This is a genomic window from Natronorubrum sulfidifaciens JCM 14089 (genome assembly GCF_000337735.1).
GTDB classification, from domain to species: domain Archaea; phylum Halobacteriota; class Halobacteria; order Halobacteriales; family Natrialbaceae; genus Natronorubrum; species Natronorubrum sulfidifaciens.
In genome coordinates this window covers 1-17,455 of sequence record NZ_AOHX01000036.1, presented here as the reverse complement: position 1 = coordinate 17,455, position 17,455 = coordinate 1, and the positions used below count along the sequence as shown (strand labels likewise).

Below are 17,455 nucleotides of genomic sequence, written 5' to 3'. Positions count from 1 at the left end.
TACCGTCGGATCGGCTTCGTCCCGCTCCCTCGTGAACGGAATTATATAAGTCTCCACGGACGAGGGTTCCAGCATGCAACTCGAGGTACTCGGACTCGGCGGCGCGGGCTGTCGGCTCGCCGACGCGATTCGGGCCGCAGCGCCGGCAGATCACGCGTTTCTCACTGACGTCTTTGCCTTCGATACGGACGAGTCGACCCTTCAGGGGACCGTGATTCCAGAATCGCACCGTGCCCAGTACGGTCAGGGGACCGCCCTCGAGGGATCGAACGGGCTCGACGGTGATCTCGAGCAGGGTTTCGAGGCCGGTCAGGCGGTCGTCGACGACCTCCTCGCGGTACGCGAACGCGCGGCCTCGACGGCCCCGGACGCGATTCTCGTCACGGTCGGTCTCGGCGGGACGACCGGCGGGCCGACGGCACCAGCGCTGGTTGCCACACTCCAGCGGACCGTCGACGCGCCAGTGTACGTCCTCGCGACGCTACCGGCCGACCGGGAGTTCGATCCCGACGCTGGAGGGGCCGACCGTGGACCACATTCGGGAGTGACCGCGACCACCGAAAGCGACGAGCCGCCGCGGCCGGCCGCGGCGTCGCACGCGATCCGGACGCTCGAGGCCCTCGACGGACTCGCGAACGCGATCGTGCTGTTCGACAACGAGGCGTGGCTTCGGCCCGGCGAGACGCTCGCCGACGCGCGAAGTCGGTCCAATCGGGAGGTGGCGACGCGGGTCGCGGCCGTCTTCGCCGGCAGCGACACGGACGGCACCGTCGCTCAGACCGTCATCGACGCAAGCGATATCGCCCGAATTCTCGGTACCGAGTCGGCCATTGTCAGCCTCGGCTACGGCGAGCAGGCGGTCGAGACGACCAGTTCGCGCTTCGGGCTTGGCCTCCTGCCGACCGAGCGAGCCGTCGAGACGAGCGAGGCCGTCAGCGCCGTCGAAACCGTCGTTCGAAAGGGGGTTCGCGGGAAGCTCTCTCTCGAGTGTGCGCCCGAGACCGCAGCGCGCGGGCTGTTGGTCGTCGGCGGCCCGCCGAGTTGGCTCAACCGGCAGGCGATCGCTGAGGGACAGCGGGCGTTCCAGTCGACCATCGGCGGTACTGGCGTGCTCGGTGGCGACGCACCACGACCCGACGGCGAGACCGTCTTCGCGGCGGTCGTACTCGCCGGTGTCGAGTCGGATCGCCTCGAGCGGTTGCGAGCGGCGGCCGACTGAGACTGCCGGATACGTAACGGCCACCCATCTGCGAATTCCTCGAGGGATATCCCTCCGGGCACGACGTCCGCCCCGGCCAGTCCGACCGATCAAAACAGCGCGAGTTCGACGGGGACTCAAGCGGCTCAGGACTCCGATGAGCCGGGAATCGTCGCCCCTTCGTGCTCGAGCAAGCGTCGTTTCAGGTCCAGCCCGCCGCCGTAGCCGGTGAGCGAATCGACGCCGACAACCCGGTGACAGGGAACGATCACGGGAACAGGGTTCCGACCGCAGGCCTGGCCGACGGCGATCGGTGCCGTTTCGAGGTCGGCTGCGATGTCGCCGTACGTTCGCGTCTCGCCGGCCGGAATCCGCATCATCGCCCGCATGACGGCCCCCGTGAAGTCGTCCGGATACTCGATCTCGAGATCGAACGCCGTCCGCTCACCGGCTTCGTACTCGCCCAGCTGCTCGTCGATCGTCGCCGGCGCTGCATCGATCCTCGAGTCGTCGATCTCGCGTTCGTGTCCGAACAGTCGAACCTGCATCAGTCACGACGTTCGTCGGCCAGGTGCTTTACGCTCTCGGCGCGGCTGGCGAGAGTCGGCCGCCGCAGCGAAGCCGAAGCCTTTTGCGCGCTGGCGCGCCAAACCAGTCAGTAATGACCGGAGACGATCCACTCGAGGAGGCCGAGCAAGGGGAACCGTTGCCCGACGGCGGAGCCGCAGGTGCTGATGACGTTGCGCTCGATCCCTGGGGATCCTCGAGCGTCTCCGACTACCGCAAGCTGTTCGAGGAGTTCGGCATCGAGGAGTTCGACGAGGTGCTCGAGGACGTGCCGAACCCACACTACCTGATGCGCCGCGGCGTCATCTTCGGCCACCGGGATTATCGCCCCGTTGCTGAGGCGCTCCAGAACGACGAGCCCGCGGCCGTTCTCTCGGGCTTTATGCCGACGGGCGATCCCCACATCGGCCACAAACTCGTCTTCGACGAGATCATCTGGCACCAACAGCAGGGCGCCGACGCCTACGCGCTGATCGCCGACTTAGAGGCCAACTCCGCGCGCGGGATGCGCTGGGACGAGATCGACGAACACGCCCGCGACTACCTGCTCTCTTTGCTCGCACTCGGCTTCGATCCCGAAGAAGGCGAACTCTACCGCCAGTCGGAAAATCGTGAGCTACAGGATCTCGCGTTCGAACTCGGCGCGGAGGCCAACTTCTCGGAGCTGCAGGCGATCTACGGCTTCGACGGCGAGACCGACGTCTCGCACATGCAGTCGGTCGTCACGCAGATGGCAGACATCCTCTACCCACAACTCGAGGAGCCAAAGCCGACCGTCATCCCCGTCGGTCCCGACCAAGACCCCCACGTTCGGCTGGCTCGAGACCTCGCCGAACGGATGCGCTTTTTCAAGGTCTCGGAGGCCTACGCCAGCTTCGAACTCGAGCCCGTCGAACGCGCCCTCGTCGAAGAGTTCTACGAGCGACTCGACCCGGCCGAGTTCGACGACGATACGCTGCGCTGTGTGTACGTCGCTGAGGCGCTCGAGGAGGCACCGCTGTCGGAACTCGGCGTCGCCGCGGACATCCTTGATTCAGTACTGACGAAGCTGAACGAGGCTGGGATGGAGCCGATTCGGCCACGAACGCGGTTTTCCGACCGGCGAGCGACCGAGGAGGCGTTCGACGCGCTCATCGACGCCATCGAGGGCGAGAAACGCGTCTACGAGAACCACGTCGACGCCTTCGAGATCGACCACGACGAGGCCGAGGAACTCGCCCGACAGGTTGAAGTCGACACCGGCGGCTACGGCTTCCGCCCGCCGTCGTCGATCTACCACCGATTCATGACTGGGCTGACCGGCGGCAAGATGTCCTCCTCGATTCCGGCGAGCCATATCTCCCTGCTCGACGACCCCGAGGACGGCTACAACAAGGTGAAATCGGCGACCACAGGCGGTCGTGAGACGGCCGAGGAGCAGCGTGAAAAAGGTGGCAAGGCCGACGAGTGTCCCGTCTACGAACTCTACGCCTACCTGCTTGCCGGCGACGACGACGAGTTCGCCAAACGCGTCTACGACGAGTGTGTCGGCGGCGAACGCCTCTGTGGCGACTGTAAGGAGCAAGCAGCACAGTTGATGCGTGAGTTCCTCGAAGACCACCAGGAGAAACGCGACGAGGTCGAGGAGTTACTCGAGGCAGCCGAGATCGAACTCGAGTCGCCACGGCGACGATAACACGAGCGGCTGTTTTTGTCGGGAAATGCGCGATGGGAGTAGGGATCGACCGCTCAGACAGTGCGCTCGCCGACGAGCGACTGCAGTTCTCGAGCGATATGTGGCGGGACGACGATCCGTCGCGGGCCAGCGACGTATTGGCCGCCCGGCTGGGCGTACTCGAGTGTCAAAATCGCCGCATCACCGACCTGACGCGTCGAGATCGACTGGACCACCTCGAGGTCGATCGCCTGCTCCGGTTCGTAGAGATAGATCGTCCGGTCATCGCGGTCGATCGCGCCGACCGATTGCAGAAACGAGGCGAGGACGAGCGCGAGCAGCGCAAGCGGGATCGACAGCGCGGCTAACCCGGTAAACGGGCCGGCTCCGGGAAGCAGTCCCTGTTGAGTAACGACTCGACCGGCGATCATCAGTCCACCGATGACGCCCATCATGGCGATCGTCCCGAGAACGGCGTCGATAGCTCGCTCAAGGGTCGCCCCCTTCGGAAGTTCGATCGACAGCCGGCGCGAAAGCGCCTCGAGTCGCTGTTCGGTGTTGCTGGTGACAGCGAAGGCGAACGCGGTGACGACGAGTGCGGCGAAGACGGCAATGACGACCACACCGTAGCCAGCCTGATTCGCGAGATCGTACAGCCGCCAGAAGACGATAATCCCGATCGCGGCGAAAAACGTGCCGACGCCGAGCGACCAGAGGAGACGAACGGTTCGAGACGTCGATGCGTCGCGTCGCCACTGGACTAACTCGGAGTCGGATGCATCCACGGCGTCCTCGTCCATACGAGGACTCACCACGCGCTGTGTAAAGCCTGTTCGATGTCGGACAGCCACTCGTCCGAATTCCGGTCCGCCAGTGTGTTCGTGATCGTCCAGCGGGGCGACCGGGGATCGGGACCGCAGACCGACTCAGCCGATGACGGCCCCGATCGCGATGAAGCCGACGTAAGAGATGACGATCGACCCGGCGAGCGAGCCGATCCACGCGAGCACGGTGTATCCCATCTTCCGAGCGCTGACGCCGCCGCCAGCGCCGGCCGCGGCGTAGCCGCTGCCGATGATCGCGCTGACGATGATCTCGTTGAACGAGACTGGAATACCGTAGAGGACGGCCGTCTGTGCGATCAGAAACGACGGGATGAGCGCGGCGATAGACCGACGCGGGCCGAGCGAGGAGTAGTCCTGTGAGATCGCTTTGATCATCCGCGGCGCGCCGGTCCACGAGCCGAGCAGGAGCCCGAACCCACCACCGACGAGCAACGCGAGCAGGGGTAAGCCGACGTCACCCGATAACGGGATCAGCGGGCCGACCGCCAGTCCGACCTGACTGCCGCCCGCAGAGAAGGCGACGAGTCCACCGAGAATCAGCAGGAAGTGCCGTTCACCGCGTTCGATATCACCCCGGAGATCGAAGCCGATCGTACCCGCCCACAGCGCCGCGATGACGACCGTCACTGCGGCGACGCCGACGATCTCCGGGCCGGGCAGCCAGCCGCTCGAGGCCTGTGCGATCGAGGCACCACCGGATCCGGAGCCGAGGATCGCAAACTCGATGTTCGCGACGGCGACGCCGATCAGTGCGGCGAGCGTCATGATCAAGTAGACTTCGCGAATCGGTTTCCACCGCAGTACGCGGGCGATCCCATAGGCGAGGCCGCCGCCGACAAACGGCGTCAGAATCCAGAGGGCGGCGATCTCCTGATATTTCGCCCAGGCAGGCTCGCCACCCATCGCGAGGCCGACGCCGATGACCGCGCCAGTGACGGTAAAGGCGGTCGCGATCGGATACCCCGCGAAAACGCCGGTCGCCACGAGCGCCGCCGCGATGATGAGCGCGATCGTCGCCGCCATCGGCGACAGCGTCACCCCGCCGATCAGGTCGGCACCGACGGCTTCGGAGACGTTTGCACCCTGCAACACGGCTCCGGCGAAACCGAGGATACCGACGAGAAATCCGGCTCGCATCACCGAAATTGCGTTCGCACCGACGGCCGGGGCGAACGGGGTCGAGCCGCTCGAGCCCGCACCGATCGCCCAGGCCATGAAGAGACTGGCCACTGCAGCCACCAGAAACGTCCCGATCGTCACGAGCTCGACCATCTATCCCGCCCTTTCCAGCTAGCCCTACAAGTGTGTGCCGACCTTCGATTGCCAGTCGATAAACAGGTAGCGGCTCCATCCCCCCGACTCGAGGGCAGACTGCCGAACGCGGTCTCAGTTCGTCGTCGACTTCGAGTTGTCCTCGGGTTTCGGCGGCGGTTCCGCACCCTCGATCGCTTCGGCCGCGTCGGTGTCTTTCTCGACTTCGACGTGCCAGCGGTCGACCTCCTCGTCCAGTTCGGCGAGCCGATCGGAGACGTCGTCTTTGAGCACGTCGTCGTTGACGTTGACCTCGAAGACGAACTGCTCGCCGTTATCGACGCCACGCGTCGACTGCTGGATGTTTGCACTGATCAGTTCGTTGTCGAAGTAGTACGGCGCGAGCTGAGTCATCACGTTCTGGTAAACCGTGTCCTCGACCCGGCGGAGGGCCTTACGGCCAGCGGAGTCAGCCGCCCGCGCGACGTAGTCGATCGACTCCTTCCACGTGTCCATCGCGGCCCCCGGGTCGTCCTCCTCGAGTTGCTCGTAGGACTCCGAGAGCTTCTCGCCGGCGGTCTTGATGTCCTCGTCCGGCCCTTTGCCGGCCTTTTCGCCTTTCCCCTCCTCGACGCTTGCCTGATCGGCCGTCTTCTCGCTGACGTCCGACTCGAGGGTTTCGTGGGCTTTCGGCCGCCACTCCTCCCAGTCGTTGAACGCGCGCGTAAAGCGCGCGCCGTAGTCGTGATCCGGATCGTGGACACCCGCGTCTCGGAGCGCACGTGTGATCCGTTCGCCGTGTTCGACGATATCGCCCCAGTCACCGCGGACTTTGAATCCCGAGATACTCTCTTCCATTCGGCTGGGCGAGTCATAGGGGTGGCCCAATATAAACTTCTTCGCCGTCGAACGACTGCACTGCACAAAGTCGGCGACGAGTGAGACTATCGGACAGTACGCGTTGACGATCGGTCACGGATTCGTGACCGAGGCCTCACTGACTGCTATCTGACAGTACGAGGTGTCGAATCTCGATCGCAAGCCGTTCACACAGTCGACGCTGATCGATAACGTGAACTATCCGGCGCAAGCCCGTACAGATATGCCGATCGAAGACCGGGACAACGCACATCTCATCACCCACGCACTGGCAAAAGACACACTCTCACGGATTCGAGACGTCGAAACCGAGCAGGTCAGCTTCCGAAAGGGACTGGTAAAACTCGGTCGAATCAGTGGCTACGAGATCATCGACGGCCGGATGGAAACCGAGTACGTCGAGATCGAAACCCCGCTCAAGCAGACGATGGGCGAGCGCGTCCGCGGCCTCGACGACGTCGTGATCATCAACGTCCTGCGCGCGGCGACGCCGTTTGTCGAAGGCCTGCTGAAGGCGTTCCCCCGCGCCCGACAGGGCGTCATCAGCGCGAGCCGCGACGAAGAAGCCGGCCGCGAGGAGGACGGCTCGTTCCCGATCACCGTCGACTACGTGAAACTGCCCGAGATCACCGAGGACGACACCGTCATCATCGCCGACCCGATGCTCGCAACGGGGAGTACGATGTGTACCGTCCTCAGCCACGTCATCGAGAACTCGCCCGAACCCGAGAACCTGATCGTCCTCTCTGCGGTGTCGGCCCCCGAAGGCCTGCTGCGCGTCGACGAGGAGCATCCCGAGGCCGACCTGCTGACGGTCTCGATCGACGACCGACTCGACGAGAACGGCTTCATCGTTCCCGGACTCGGCGACGCCGGCGACCGCGCGTTCCGGACGACCTGATTCGCGCGACCTCGAGGGACAATCGCCTTTTTGCCGGTTAGACGTGACTCGAGTCAATCGACGACCACGTCCTCGATCCCGACGGACTCGAGTCGATCGACAGTCGTCCCTGCGACCGGCGTCGGCTGCGCGAGGCGGCGGGGCTGTGTTCCGTTGCGATCAACCGCTTTCGCGCCGAACCCGACGACGAGGGGCGTGATTCCGAGAACGAGTCACGGCACGCGGTCGATTCCACTGACGTTTTGTTTCAGACGTTCGTAGCCGAGTGGCCCAGCTGTAGTGCTTTTCCCCACACCTCTGAACCCCCTCGTTTCCGGTCGAACTCGGCTCGAGCGGCCGTATTTCCGGGTGCTGATGTTCGGTGGTCCAATCGAAACGGACCCCTGTAACCAACCCTCGACCGTCGACGGGGACTCCTTGCTTGCACTCGAGTGCCCATCGTCTCGAGGGCGTCGTCGATTGCGAGGACGGAGACGTGACAGCAAGTACCGTCGAAGCACGCCGTCTCGGTGCGGTCGATCACCCGCGTCCGGTTCGTCGGGCGAGAGCTGTGGGTCCGGAACGAACTGACGGTCAGTGTGATCCCCTGCAGCGATTTCGGTCAGAGGCTGTGCGCTCGGAGACCGGATGGCAGTGTTTTGTGCGCACATTCCTCACGATAGTTGCTGTCTTACGAATTACTAATCATATCTCAGTTGAAATCAGTGAATTGCTCACATTGATAAAGGAGATCGAAGCAGCTATTACAGACTATGAATAAAAAGCGGGTATGGTTGGACATATCAAGAGGCGGAATTTCATCGCACTGAGCGGCGCTGCTGGACTGGCTGGACTCGCTGGCTGTCTCGGTGGCGACGACAGCGGCGACGACGATGGCAACGAACTGTCGTGGCACGCCGGCGGACAGGGCGGAACCTACTACCCGCTGTCCGGTGACTTCAAAACAATCGTCGACGGCGAGACGGAGTACACGCTGCAGGTTCAGTCGACCGGCGCGAGTACCGCAAACGTCGGCAGCCTCCACCGCGAGGAGGCCGACTTCGCGCTGATCCAAAACGACATCGCCCACTTCGCCTACACCGGCACCGGCATCGAGGAGCTCGAGGGCACCGAGATGACGAACCTCCGTGGGGTCGCGTCGCTGTACCCCGAGACGATTCACGTCATCACGCAGGACGATTCGGGCATCGAGACGATCGAAGACCTCGAGGGACAGACGGTCAACACCGGCGACGCCGGCAGTGGCACACAGGTCAACGCCCTGCAGATCCTCGAGTCCGCCGGCATCGGCGAGGACGACTTCGACGAACAGAACGCCGACTTCGATACGGCAACCGACCAGATCAGTGACGGCGACATCGACGCTGCGTTCGTCGTCGCGGGCTGGCCGGCCGGCTCTGTCGAGAACCTCGCGACGAGCAACGACATCTCGCTGGTCGAAGTCAGCGGCGACACGCGCGAGGCAGTCATGGGCGACGCCGAGTGGTTCGCCGAGGACACGATCCCTGCAGACACCTACGACGGCGTCGACGAGGACGTCGAGACGGTCTCGGTGCAGGCGATGATCGCTACGCACGAGGGCGTCGACGACGCCGTCGTCGAGGCAGTGACGGAAGCGATCTTCGAGAACCTCGACAGCATCTCCCAGAAGGCCGACTTCATCGACCTCGAGACGGCCCAAGACGGGATGCCGATCGACCTCCACCCCGNGTGCAGAAGCGTACTTCAACTAAGCTTCGGCTCGGCACAGCCGACATCTTTCAGTCGTGCACCTTCCGATTCACCGGTCCGTTGCCGTTGTCGTTCTGGCCGTTCTGGTAGCAACGGCTGCCGGTGTCGCTGCAGCTCCATCCGAACAGACACTCGTCGTGACCGATGCCGACTCCGGGGAGCGTCTGCTCGAAGAACCGGTCGGCGACGGGACGGTCGTGACGCTCTCGTATACACACAGCGTCGAGAAAACGCCGGTCGAAGACATCTACGTCGTCGAGGGAGCGACACTACAGTTGGATCGGATGGNGTTTCACTCACACGGTGCAGGACTTCCGACGGAAGGGGGGATTGAGAAAACGGATGACGGGTTCATGCTTCCGCTGAACGAGTCCTACGAATCGGTCGTCGTCGCACCGAGACCGGTCCCCGGCCATGAACTCGTCATCAACGGCGACCGGCACGATCTGGTCGCGCTGACGGACGGATCGGTCGTCATTTCGGTAACCGAGCACCGACTGACCGACCACGTTCCGATACCGTTGCAGTTCGACGACCGATCCGCACACTTGATTCATTGATTGCTAGCTATGAGCGTAGATAACCGCGATACGGAGGCACTCTCGGACGACGAACAAGACGAGGTTCTACAGGAAATCGAACGAAGCCGAAGCCACCGCGGCATGATCGCCGCCCTCGTTGCGTTGATCGCCATCACGTTTTCGGCGTTCCAGCTGTGGATCGCCGCCCAAAGCTATCAGTTCGGCCCGTTCGGATCGCTCCAGCAACTGCAAGTCAACGCGATCCACGTGACGTTCGCGCTGGTGCTTGCGTTCCTCCTGTTTCCGGCGAGTCGGGGCGACGGCTTCGTCGCCAGACGACTCGGCGCGATCGAACCCGCCGCTCGAGAGCGGTTCGGTCCCGAGAGCGGCCTGACTCGACTCGTCGAACGACTCAGTGATGGCGTTCGCTGGGCCGCCGTCGACCCCGATCTGGACCGAGTGACACCGTTAGACGTCGTGTTGATCGTCCTCTCGGTGCTTCCCACCTACTACACCGTAACGGAGTACAGCGAGATCCAGCGGATGGCCCTCTTTGGCATTCAGGGTGTGAGCCCGATCCACGAGGTCCATCCGACCCTCGAGCCGCTCGTCATGGGGATCGTCGCGCTTGGCATCCCGATCGACGACGTGTCCTACGGCTTCCTGCTCGGGGTTTTGGGCATCCTGTTGGTGCTCGAGGCAACCCGACGAACCCTCGGGCTGTTGCTCATGTCGCTGGTGTCGCTGTTCATCGTCTACGCGCGCTGGGGGTATCTGGTCCCGGGCGACTCCGTGATCGGGGCGCTCTCGATCCCGGCCGAAAGCTGGGCGAACATCGTCTACAACCTCTGGTATATCACGGAAGCGGGGATCATGAGCACGCCCGTCACCGTCAGCGTTCGCTTCATCTTCATCTTCATCCTCTTCGGGGCGTTCCTCGAGATGAGCGGCGCGGGCAAGTGGTTCATCGATCTGGCGTACTCGCTGACCGGGACGAAACGCGGCGGCCCGGCCAAAGCGAGCGTCGTCTCGAGTGGCTTCATGGGGATGCTTTCCGGATCGTCGATCGCGAACACCGTCACGACAGGCGCGTTCACGATCCCGCTGATGAAACGGGCGGGCTACTCCCCCGAGTTCTCGGGCGCTGTCGAGTCGTCGTCGTCCTCCGGCGGGCAGATGCTCCCGCCGGTGATGGGAGCCGCCGCGTTCCTCATCGTCGAGTTCACGGGCACGCCGTTCGCGGACGTCATCATCGCCGCAACGCTGCCCGCCATCGCCTTCTTCTTCGGGATGTGGGTGATGGTCCACTTCGAGGCCGTTCGGGGCGGTATCGGTGGCCTCTCGAGAGCAGAGTTGCCGGACCCGATCGAAGAGCTTCGAACCGGCTGGTTCTACCTGGTCCCGATCGTGTTGCTGTTGTACTTCCTCGTGATCGCCCGCTTCTCGATCAACCGGTCTGGCTGGTACACCATCGTCGCAGTCGTCGCCTTGCTCGCCGTCGTCGCCGCCTACAACGAACGGACGCGCCTGCCGTTGCTCGGGACGATCGCAGCGCTCACACTGGGCCAGACTGCAGCCTACGCAACCACTGGCAGCGGCCTCGTCGGTGCCGTCCAGACGCTCGTTGGCACCGGCGCAGCCGCCGACCCAGTTCCGATCACAGCAGCAGCAACCGCTGCAGTCTCGGATCTTGGCACGATCACGATCCTCGTCAGCATCGCGTTCTTGTTCGCACAGCCACGTGGTGACGCACCGCTGCTCGAGTTCGCCGACGATGTCGACACGGCCGCCACGCGGACCGCGACGGCGATCGGCCAACCCGAACTGGCCTCGAGTCGTGCCTACCAGTATCTGATGTTCATCGGCAAGTCGATGGACTCCGGGGCCCGAACCGCGACGACGGTCGTCGTCGCCGTCGCCGCCGCAGGCGTCGTCCCCGGCGTGATCAGCGTCTCCGGACTCGGTCCGAACCTCGCGGCGCTCATCGACATCGTCAGTGGCGGGTCGATGCTGATCCTGCTCGTCCTGACCGGCTTCGCCTCGATCATCTTCGGGATGGGGATGCCGACGACCGCGATGTACATCATTCTGGTCGCGATGCTCGAGACGCCGATCGCCAGCGTCGGCATCGCGATCCTCGCCGCACACCTCTTTATCCTCTACTTCGGGCTGATGGCGGACGTGACGCCACCGGTCGCCGTCGCCGCCTTCGCCGGTGCTGGCGTCGCGAAAGCCGACGAACTCAAGACCGCGACGACCGCGTTCTTGCTCTCGCTGAACAAGATCCTGGTCCCGTTCGCGTTCGTCTTCTCGCCCGGGATCCTCCTGCTTCGACAAGGGCCGGAGGAGTGGAACGTCATCGGCTGGGCCGACGTCACCGACCTCGGCTTCTTCATCCCCGAGGTGGTGATTCCCGTCCTCGGGATGTTCCTCGGCGTCTACGCGCTGGCTGTGACGATCATCGGGTACCAGTACTCGTCGGTTTCCTCGACAGGGCGGGCACTGTACTCGGTCGCCTCAGTCCTGCTGATGGTGCCGGAGTTGCTGTTGCTCGTCGTCGAAGGGCTGCTCGCGATCGCTGGCGTGGCCCCCTCCCTGGTGACCTTTGAACTGACCGTCTCGCTGCGAGCTATCGGGCTGGCGATGCTCGCCGGGCTGACCAACCACAACCGCTCGCGCGCGAAGAAAGCCAGCGGTGAGACAGCGGAGTCCGACGTGGCACCGCGGGTCGAGGCCTGAGACGGACTGCGGTCGTCAGATACCGTCGATCACTGACCCCGCTTCCCGTCTGACCAACGCCACGCACGACTCGCTGAACCGGTTCCTTCTGCGTTCGAACGATTGCTTTCGACCGGACACAAACCCAGTAGAATTTTGTCGACTCCCCGGCTTGTCTCGGCCGTGTCACCTCGATCATCGACGGGAACAGTGTCGCTCGAGGACGACGACACCGCCCCTTCCGATCGAATCTTCCAGTTCGTCGTCGCCGTCTACGGCGGCGTGCTACTGGCTGGACTCGTCTCGGTGGGTACCGCTCCGCTCGAGGGCTGGCCGGTCGGCCTCACGGAGACGTACGCAGGTGGGTTCGTCGTCGGGGCCATCGCCGGGAGCAGCCTCGCACGGATCGATCCACGCCTTCCGGTTCGGCTCGGACGGACACTCCCCCGGCGACTGGCCAGTGCAACACCAGCAGTGCTCTTCGTCGGCCTGTGGCTCGCCCCACTCGAGTCACCCCCCGAACACGTCGCACTCGCCTCAGCAATCTTCATCGTCGCCACGGCGCATGTCCTCTCACAGCTGGCCGGAAACCGCTACGTCGACGCGGTCACACCCGGCGATCCGGAACGGACGTGGCGATGGGAACCACCCGGCTCCCCCGTCTTCGATCTCCTCCTCGCCGGCATGTGGGCGCTGCTTGCGATCGTCAACGCCGTCACCGGAAGCTGGCTCGAGGCCCTCTTTTGGCTCGTGATCGGCGGCGGCTGGATCGCAAGCGGGCTCGCCGAAGGGCGCTGGGCGTTCGGTCCCGGGCGTGATCGCTGTGCCGTGCAGTATTACGACACCGGGCTCGTCAAACGCCGTCCGTACACGAAAACGTTCGTCGGCTGGGACGAGATCGATCACGTCCGTCTTCGAGGCGGCGAACTCGTCCTCGACCGCGGGCTGCGTGATGTCCGACTCGAACGTGACGCCCTCGAGGACCCGGATACCGTCCTCGAGGCGATCGATCGGCGGCTGGCGGCGACCGACGGCCGGTAACGCGTCGACTTATTCGAAGTCGGCGCGCCCGCTCGTCGCACTCCGGAGCCGATCCCGGAACGCGTCGGCTTCCTCGAGTGGCACCCGCACGTCGAAGGAGACGGTCTCCTGATAGTCGGCGTCGAACGCGTAGCCCTCGCTTTCGATGATGCCACGGACCGTCCCCGAGTCGTCGTACGCGACGGTGATCGAGACGCGTTCGTGGGGCCGTTCGGTGACGACGCCCGCCGCCTCGACGGCGTCTTTGACCGACCGGGAGTAGGCCCGGACGAGACCGCCGACGCCGAGGTTCGTCCCGCCGTAGTAGCGTGTCACGACGACGGCGACGTTCTCTATGTCCTGTTGGGCGAGGACGTTCAGCGCCGGCTTGCCCGCCGAGCCGGAAGGCTCGCCATCATCGCTCGAGTACTCCCGGAGAAACTGCGTGTCGGGGTCGCTCTCGTCGCCGGTCCGAACCCGATAGGCGGGGACGTTGTGGGTCGCGTCGGCGTACTCCTCGCTGACGGCGTCGATGAACGCCTCGGCGGCCGCGACGGAGTCGACGGGCCGAATATGGCCGATGAACTCAGAGCCCTGCACGACGAACTCGGCCGTCGCCGGTTTCGGGACGGTCTGGTAGGTTCGACTCACCGTGTCCCACCCCACGTCGCGCGTGCGTGACGTCCCACCCAGTGGCGTCGCATACCCATGCCGACACTGCGTTCGCCGGCGAAAAGAGCCCATCGGTCCCGCTGACTCGAGCGAAACGGGGTGCTCGTCGGGTCGAGCCACGGCGGGCAAAAATACGGCGACCAGTACGTTATTCACATGGACTGTGGTAGCAGTTCGTATGGACGACGAAGCGATCGACCCAACACTCACTGAGGAGGTACACAGCGTCTGTCGGACAACTGTCGGTGACGAACTTCGCAGTATTACCTACTTTACCGACGACGACATCGAGCAAGTGTATCTCCGATCGGATCTCGATCGAACGGCCGACCTCGTCGGCTTTGCCGACCACGAACGACTCGGCTTTCGCGACCAGTCGGCGTATCGCAACACCCAACTCGGCGAGTATCAGGCCACGATTCGGATGTTCGAAAACGGCTACCTCTCGCGGGTGATCCGTGGGTCCCACGGCGTCTGGGTGACGACCGACCCCATGTCGATGGAGCGATTCGAGGAGGTCACGAGCGCACTCGAGTCGGTCCTCGACGAGTTCGCAGACGGCGTCGATGCCGACGATGCGTAGTTACTGGATTTCGATCTTGCGGACGAACTCGAGCGTTCGAATCGCGGTGATCGCCTCGCCGGAGAGTTCCTGATCCGTGATCAAGTAGAGCCGTGGCTCGTCGGTAAACTCCGGGTCTTCGCTGATGGTCTGGCGAATCGAGATGTCGTGTTCGGCCAAGAGACCGGTGATCGCTGCGACAATGCCTTTCCGTTCGGCGTCGGCGGGCGTGATCGTGAGCACCGTCAGATCGAGCACCGGCGCGAGGTCCATCAGACTCGGCACCTGCGAGATATTCTGGAAGATCCGCCGCAGTTCGGGGTCCTCGAGGATGACGTCGGTGGTCGAGTCGACGACCCGGCGATCGACGCCGATTTCGCGGGCGATTCCCGTGTTCGGAATTTCGATTCCGCCCGAGACGACGCGACCGTCGTCGTTGACCGAGAACCCACGCTCCAACAGAAGTCGAATAACGGCCTGCTGGCTCGGCGAGCCCTCGAATTTCTCCATGATCTCGTCGAACATTCGTTGTCGAACATATGCGGGCTACCCTATAATGATCGGTGATCGGTTCCGCCGCCCGGCTCGGTCGCCGTCGCGTCGACGGGATCGCCACCAGTCCGTCTGACGGACGATTTTTGAGGGGCCGAACAGTAGCGCCATCCATGCGCGCACTCCGGACCTGTGATTTCTGTGGCGACGACGCCGCCGGAACGTTCGAGCTCATCCCACCCGAACTCGAGCCGACCGACACCGAACAGCGACGTGTCGTGCTCTGCCCCGACTGCAAAGCCCACCTCGAGGACCTCCTCGAGCCACTGCTCGCGCGTCTCGACGGCGACAGTGCCGAACCGCCGACTGAAACGGCGACGGCACACGTCGACGAACAGACACCACGAACAGCGGACGACGAGGCTGGCTCCGATTCCAACGGGACGGACAGTCATGCGACGCTGACACTCGAGGACGGGATCACGTTCGACGCCGCAGGCACACGCGAGGGCGCAGCGACGACTGACGCTGAGCCGACGGAGTCACCGACTGCGGAGGACTCGACCACGACGGCGGACGCTGCCGAGGCGACCGCCGATCCAGCCGAAGAACCCGCAAGCAACGACACACGGAGGCGGCCGCCGAACGGGTACGGCAACGTCGTTCGGCTGCTCCAGAACCGAGAGCTGCCGATGGCCCGCAGCGCCGTCGAAGGGCTGGCTGCCGGGGCCTACGACCTCGAGTCCCACGAGGTCGACGCAATCATCGACTACGCACTCGAGACCGAGGAGTTCGTCGAAGAACGCGGTGAGCTCCGGCGACCGTAGCGACGTTACAGGGTGCCTTTCGTACTCGGCGTCCCCGTCCGTCGCTCGTCGACCTGCGTGGCATCGTCGAGCGTTCGTGCGAGCGCCTTGAACAACGCCTCGACCTCGTGGTGGGCGTTCTCGCCGGCGACCTCGAGGTGAATCGTGAGGCCGGCGTGCATCGCCAGCGACTCCCCGAAGTGACGGGCCATATCACTCGTGAAGTCGCCGATCCGGTCCTGCGAGAAGGTCCCCTCGAAGTAGAACCGGGGCCGCCCACTCACGTCGATGACGGCACCGGCGACGGCTTCGTCCAGCGGAACCTTTCGGTCGGCATACCGGACGATCCCCGACCGATCGCCGAGTGCCTCGTCGAGTGCGTCCCCGAGAACGATGGCGACGTCTTCGACCGTGTGGTGGTCATCGATCTCGAGGTCGCCGTCACAGTCGACAGTGAGATCGAACAGTCCGTGTTTGGCAAACGCCGTCAGCATGTGATCGAAAAAGCCGACGCCAGTGTTGACATCAGCCTCCCCACTGCCGTCGATTGCTACCGTACACTCGATCGATGTCTCGGTGGTCTCGCGCGTGACAGTCGCGACTCGCTCGCTCATGTCGAATCGATATCGCCGCCGGTACAAGGCGATTGCGCTCGCCGGCATCGCTGGGCGAGAATTACAGCCCACAGCGGCGGCGAACGAACCTGTGAGTGAGCGAGTGAGTCAATTCAAAGAGAGTGTCTTAAAATCGTGTATAAAATGTCTCCGGGCTTCTCGAGGCGTTTCAAAACGTCGAATCGACAACACATTCGAGATGAAACGGACCGAAACGGAGCCAATGTTCGACCGGTTATATGCTATCGAGGTGGTATGGTTGAAGAGAGAGGAGACCAGAATCGATGTCCAATCACACGCCGTTTTCGAACGATTCGGTCGCGACGTCCAGCCCGGAAGCAGACCGGGAACAAGAGCAGTGCGCTCGAGGTGTCGTTTGCTCGCTAAAAGGTCCAACACAGTTTCTGTCGTTTTGGATCGCCATCGCTCTCCCGTTCGTGTATCTCCCACTGCTCACACGAGGGCTCGGTGATCCGCAGGTAACGCTTGCCTTTTTCCTGTTGCTTGCCCTCAACGTCTTCGCGCTCTACATCGGTCACGGCTACGGGGAGTGACGCCGTCATCGAGCGGAAACGACGCTCTGAGTTTCGAACGGATTAATGCCCTTCCAGTCACAGGTAGGGGTGTTCGATGACGATTCGTGTCGACTGGCGCTCGAGTTGTAGTCTCGCCGGGACAGTACTGAAATGGCTCGCCGTCCCGCTTGCAGCGCCGCTGTTCCTGGCGATATTCGACGGCGACGATCCGTTTCCGTTCGTCGCCGCGATCGTAGCGACGATTGTCGTCGGTGCCACACTCGAGCGACTCAGCGACGACCGAGAGCTCCAACAGCGAGAGGCGTTTCTGATGGTCGCCGTGACGTGGCTCGGCGTCGCCGTCATTGGCGCGGTTCCGTTCGTCGTCGGCGGGATCGGTGCCGATCAGAGCTCCGCGTTTGCCGTCTCCGTTGGCGGCCTCGTCAACGCCGCATTCGAAAGTATGAGCGGCCTGACGACGACCGGTGCGACGGTGATGAGTGGCTGGG

Annotated in this window: 16 protein-coding genes and 2 pseudogenes; 11 read left to right on the top strand and 7 right to left on the bottom strand. The window is 63.8% G+C overall.

The genetic code is table 11. The annotated features are described in order from the left end of the window. Positions 1 to 73 precede the first annotated feature (73 nt). Positions 74 to 1,219: an FtsZ/tubulin family protein gene (locus C495_RS08220; protein ID WP_008161841.1), complete on the top strand. Its 1,146-nt coding sequence runs from the start codon at positions 74 to 76 to the stop codon at positions 1,217 to 1,219. A 125-nt stretch (positions 1,220 to 1,344) separates the two neighbouring features. Here C495_RS08220 and C495_RS08215 read toward each other — a convergent pair whose 3' ends face one another. Next, on the bottom strand, positions 1,345 to 1,746 hold the full coding sequence (locus C495_RS08215) for a methylated-DNA--[protein]-cysteine S-methyltransferase (RefSeq protein WP_008161840.1): 402 nt from the start codon (positions 1,744 to 1,746) through the stop codon (positions 1,345 to 1,347). 113 nt (positions 1,747 to 1,859) lie between these two features. Between C495_RS08215 and C495_RS08210 the strand changes: the two genes are divergently transcribed. Next, on the top strand, positions 1,860 to 3,440 hold the full coding sequence (locus C495_RS08210; protein ID WP_008161838.1) for a tryptophan--tRNA ligase: 1,581 nt from the start codon (positions 1,860 to 1,862) through the stop codon (positions 3,438 to 3,440). A 53-nt stretch (positions 3,441 to 3,493) separates the two neighbouring features. Here C495_RS08210 and C495_RS08205 read toward each other — a convergent pair whose 3' ends face one another. The 3 genes from C495_RS08205 to C495_RS08195 form a co-directional block, all read right to left on the bottom strand. Beyond that, positions 3,494 to 4,219, bottom strand: coding sequence for a hypothetical protein (locus C495_RS08205; protein WP_008161836.1), 726 nt, complete (start codon positions 4,217 to 4,219; stop codon positions 3,494 to 3,496). A 126-nt stretch (positions 4,220 to 4,345) separates the two neighbouring features. Then, entirely contained in the window at positions 4,346 to 5,536 is a 1,191-nt protein-coding gene (locus C495_RS08200; protein ID WP_008161835.1) for an inorganic phosphate transporter, read from the bottom strand. Between the two features lie 114 nt (positions 5,537 to 5,650). Beyond that, positions 5,651 to 6,373 carry a DUF5828 family protein gene (locus C495_RS08195; RefSeq protein ID WP_008161834.1) on the bottom strand — a complete coding sequence of 241 codons (723 nt, stop codon included), beginning with the start codon at positions 6,371 to 6,373 and terminating at the stop codon, positions 5,651 to 5,653. A gap of 244 nt (positions 6,374 to 6,617) precedes the next feature. Here C495_RS08195 and upp point away from each other — a divergent pair, with 244 nt between their 5' ends. From upp to C495_RS08170, 5 genes and pseudogenes are all read left to right on the top strand, one after another. Then, positions 6,618 to 7,295: a uracil phosphoribosyltransferase gene (gene upp / locus C495_RS08190; RefSeq protein ID WP_008161832.1), complete on the top strand. Its 678-nt coding sequence runs from the start codon at positions 6,618 to 6,620 to the stop codon at positions 7,293 to 7,295. Positions 7,296 to 8,064: 769 nt separating this feature from the next. Beyond that, positions 8,065 to 9,028: pseudogene (locus C495_RS08185) on the top strand (TAXI family TRAP transporter solute-binding subunit). Between the two features lie 33 nt (positions 9,029 to 9,061). Further along, positions 9,062 to 9,586: a DUF1850 domain-containing protein gene (locus C495_RS18675; RefSeq protein ID WP_345775598.1), complete on the top strand. Its 525-nt coding sequence runs from the start codon at positions 9,062 to 9,064 to the stop codon at positions 9,584 to 9,586. A gap of 9 nt (positions 9,587 to 9,595) precedes the next feature. Further along, on the top strand, positions 9,596 to 12,286 hold the full coding sequence (locus C495_RS08175) for a TRAP transporter permease (RefSeq protein ID WP_008161826.1): 2,691 nt from the start codon (positions 9,596 to 9,598) through the stop codon (positions 12,284 to 12,286). A 162-nt stretch (positions 12,287 to 12,448) separates the two neighbouring features. Beyond that, entirely contained in the window at positions 12,449 to 13,306 is an 858-nt protein-coding gene (locus C495_RS08170; RefSeq protein ID WP_049890222.1) for a hypothetical protein, read from the top strand. Between the two features lie 9 nt (positions 13,307 to 13,315). Here C495_RS08170 and C495_RS08165 read toward each other — a convergent pair whose 3' ends face one another. Next, on the bottom strand, positions 13,316 to 13,936 hold the full coding sequence (locus C495_RS08165; RefSeq protein ID WP_008161822.1) for an IMPACT family protein: 621 nt from the start codon (positions 13,934 to 13,936) through the stop codon (positions 13,316 to 13,318). Between the two features lie 199 nt (positions 13,937 to 14,135). Between C495_RS08165 and C495_RS08160 the strand changes: the two genes are divergently transcribed. After that, positions 14,136 to 14,540: a DUF7522 family protein gene (locus C495_RS08160; RefSeq protein ID WP_008161820.1), complete on the top strand. Its 405-nt coding sequence runs from the start codon at positions 14,136 to 14,138 to the stop codon at positions 14,538 to 14,540. On the opposite strand, the gene C495_RS08155 is transcribed toward C495_RS08160, so the two are convergent. Then, the gene (locus C495_RS08155) at positions 14,541 to 15,044 is read right to left on the bottom strand and encodes a hypothetical protein (RefSeq protein ID WP_008161818.1); all 504 of its coding nucleotides are present in this window, start codon (positions 15,042 to 15,044) and stop codon (positions 14,541 to 14,543) included. Between the two features lie 140 nt (positions 15,045 to 15,184). Between C495_RS08155 and C495_RS08150 the strand changes: the two genes are divergently transcribed. Then, positions 15,185 to 15,838, top strand: a complete 654-nt coding sequence (locus tag C495_RS08150) for a hypothetical protein (protein ID WP_008161816.1) — start codon at positions 15,185 to 15,187, stop codon at positions 15,836 to 15,838. 5 nt (positions 15,839 to 15,843) lie between these two features. Here C495_RS08150 and hisB read toward each other — a convergent pair whose 3' ends face one another. Beyond that, positions 15,844 to 16,431 (bottom strand): imidazoleglycerol-phosphate dehydratase HisB, encoded by a 588-nt coding sequence (gene hisB / locus C495_RS08145; protein WP_008161815.1) that lies wholly within the window; start codon positions 16,429 to 16,431, stop codon positions 15,844 to 15,846. Positions 16,432 to 16,715: 284 nt separating this feature from the next. Between hisB and C495_RS08140 the strand changes: the two genes are divergently transcribed. Next, entirely contained in the window at positions 16,716 to 16,985 is a 270-nt protein-coding gene (locus tag C495_RS08140; protein WP_008161813.1) for a hypothetical protein, read from the top strand. A gap of 76 nt (positions 16,986 to 17,061) precedes the next feature. Continuing rightward, positions 17,062 to 17,455: pseudogene (locus C495_RS08135) on the top strand (TrkH family potassium uptake protein); the annotation flags it as partial.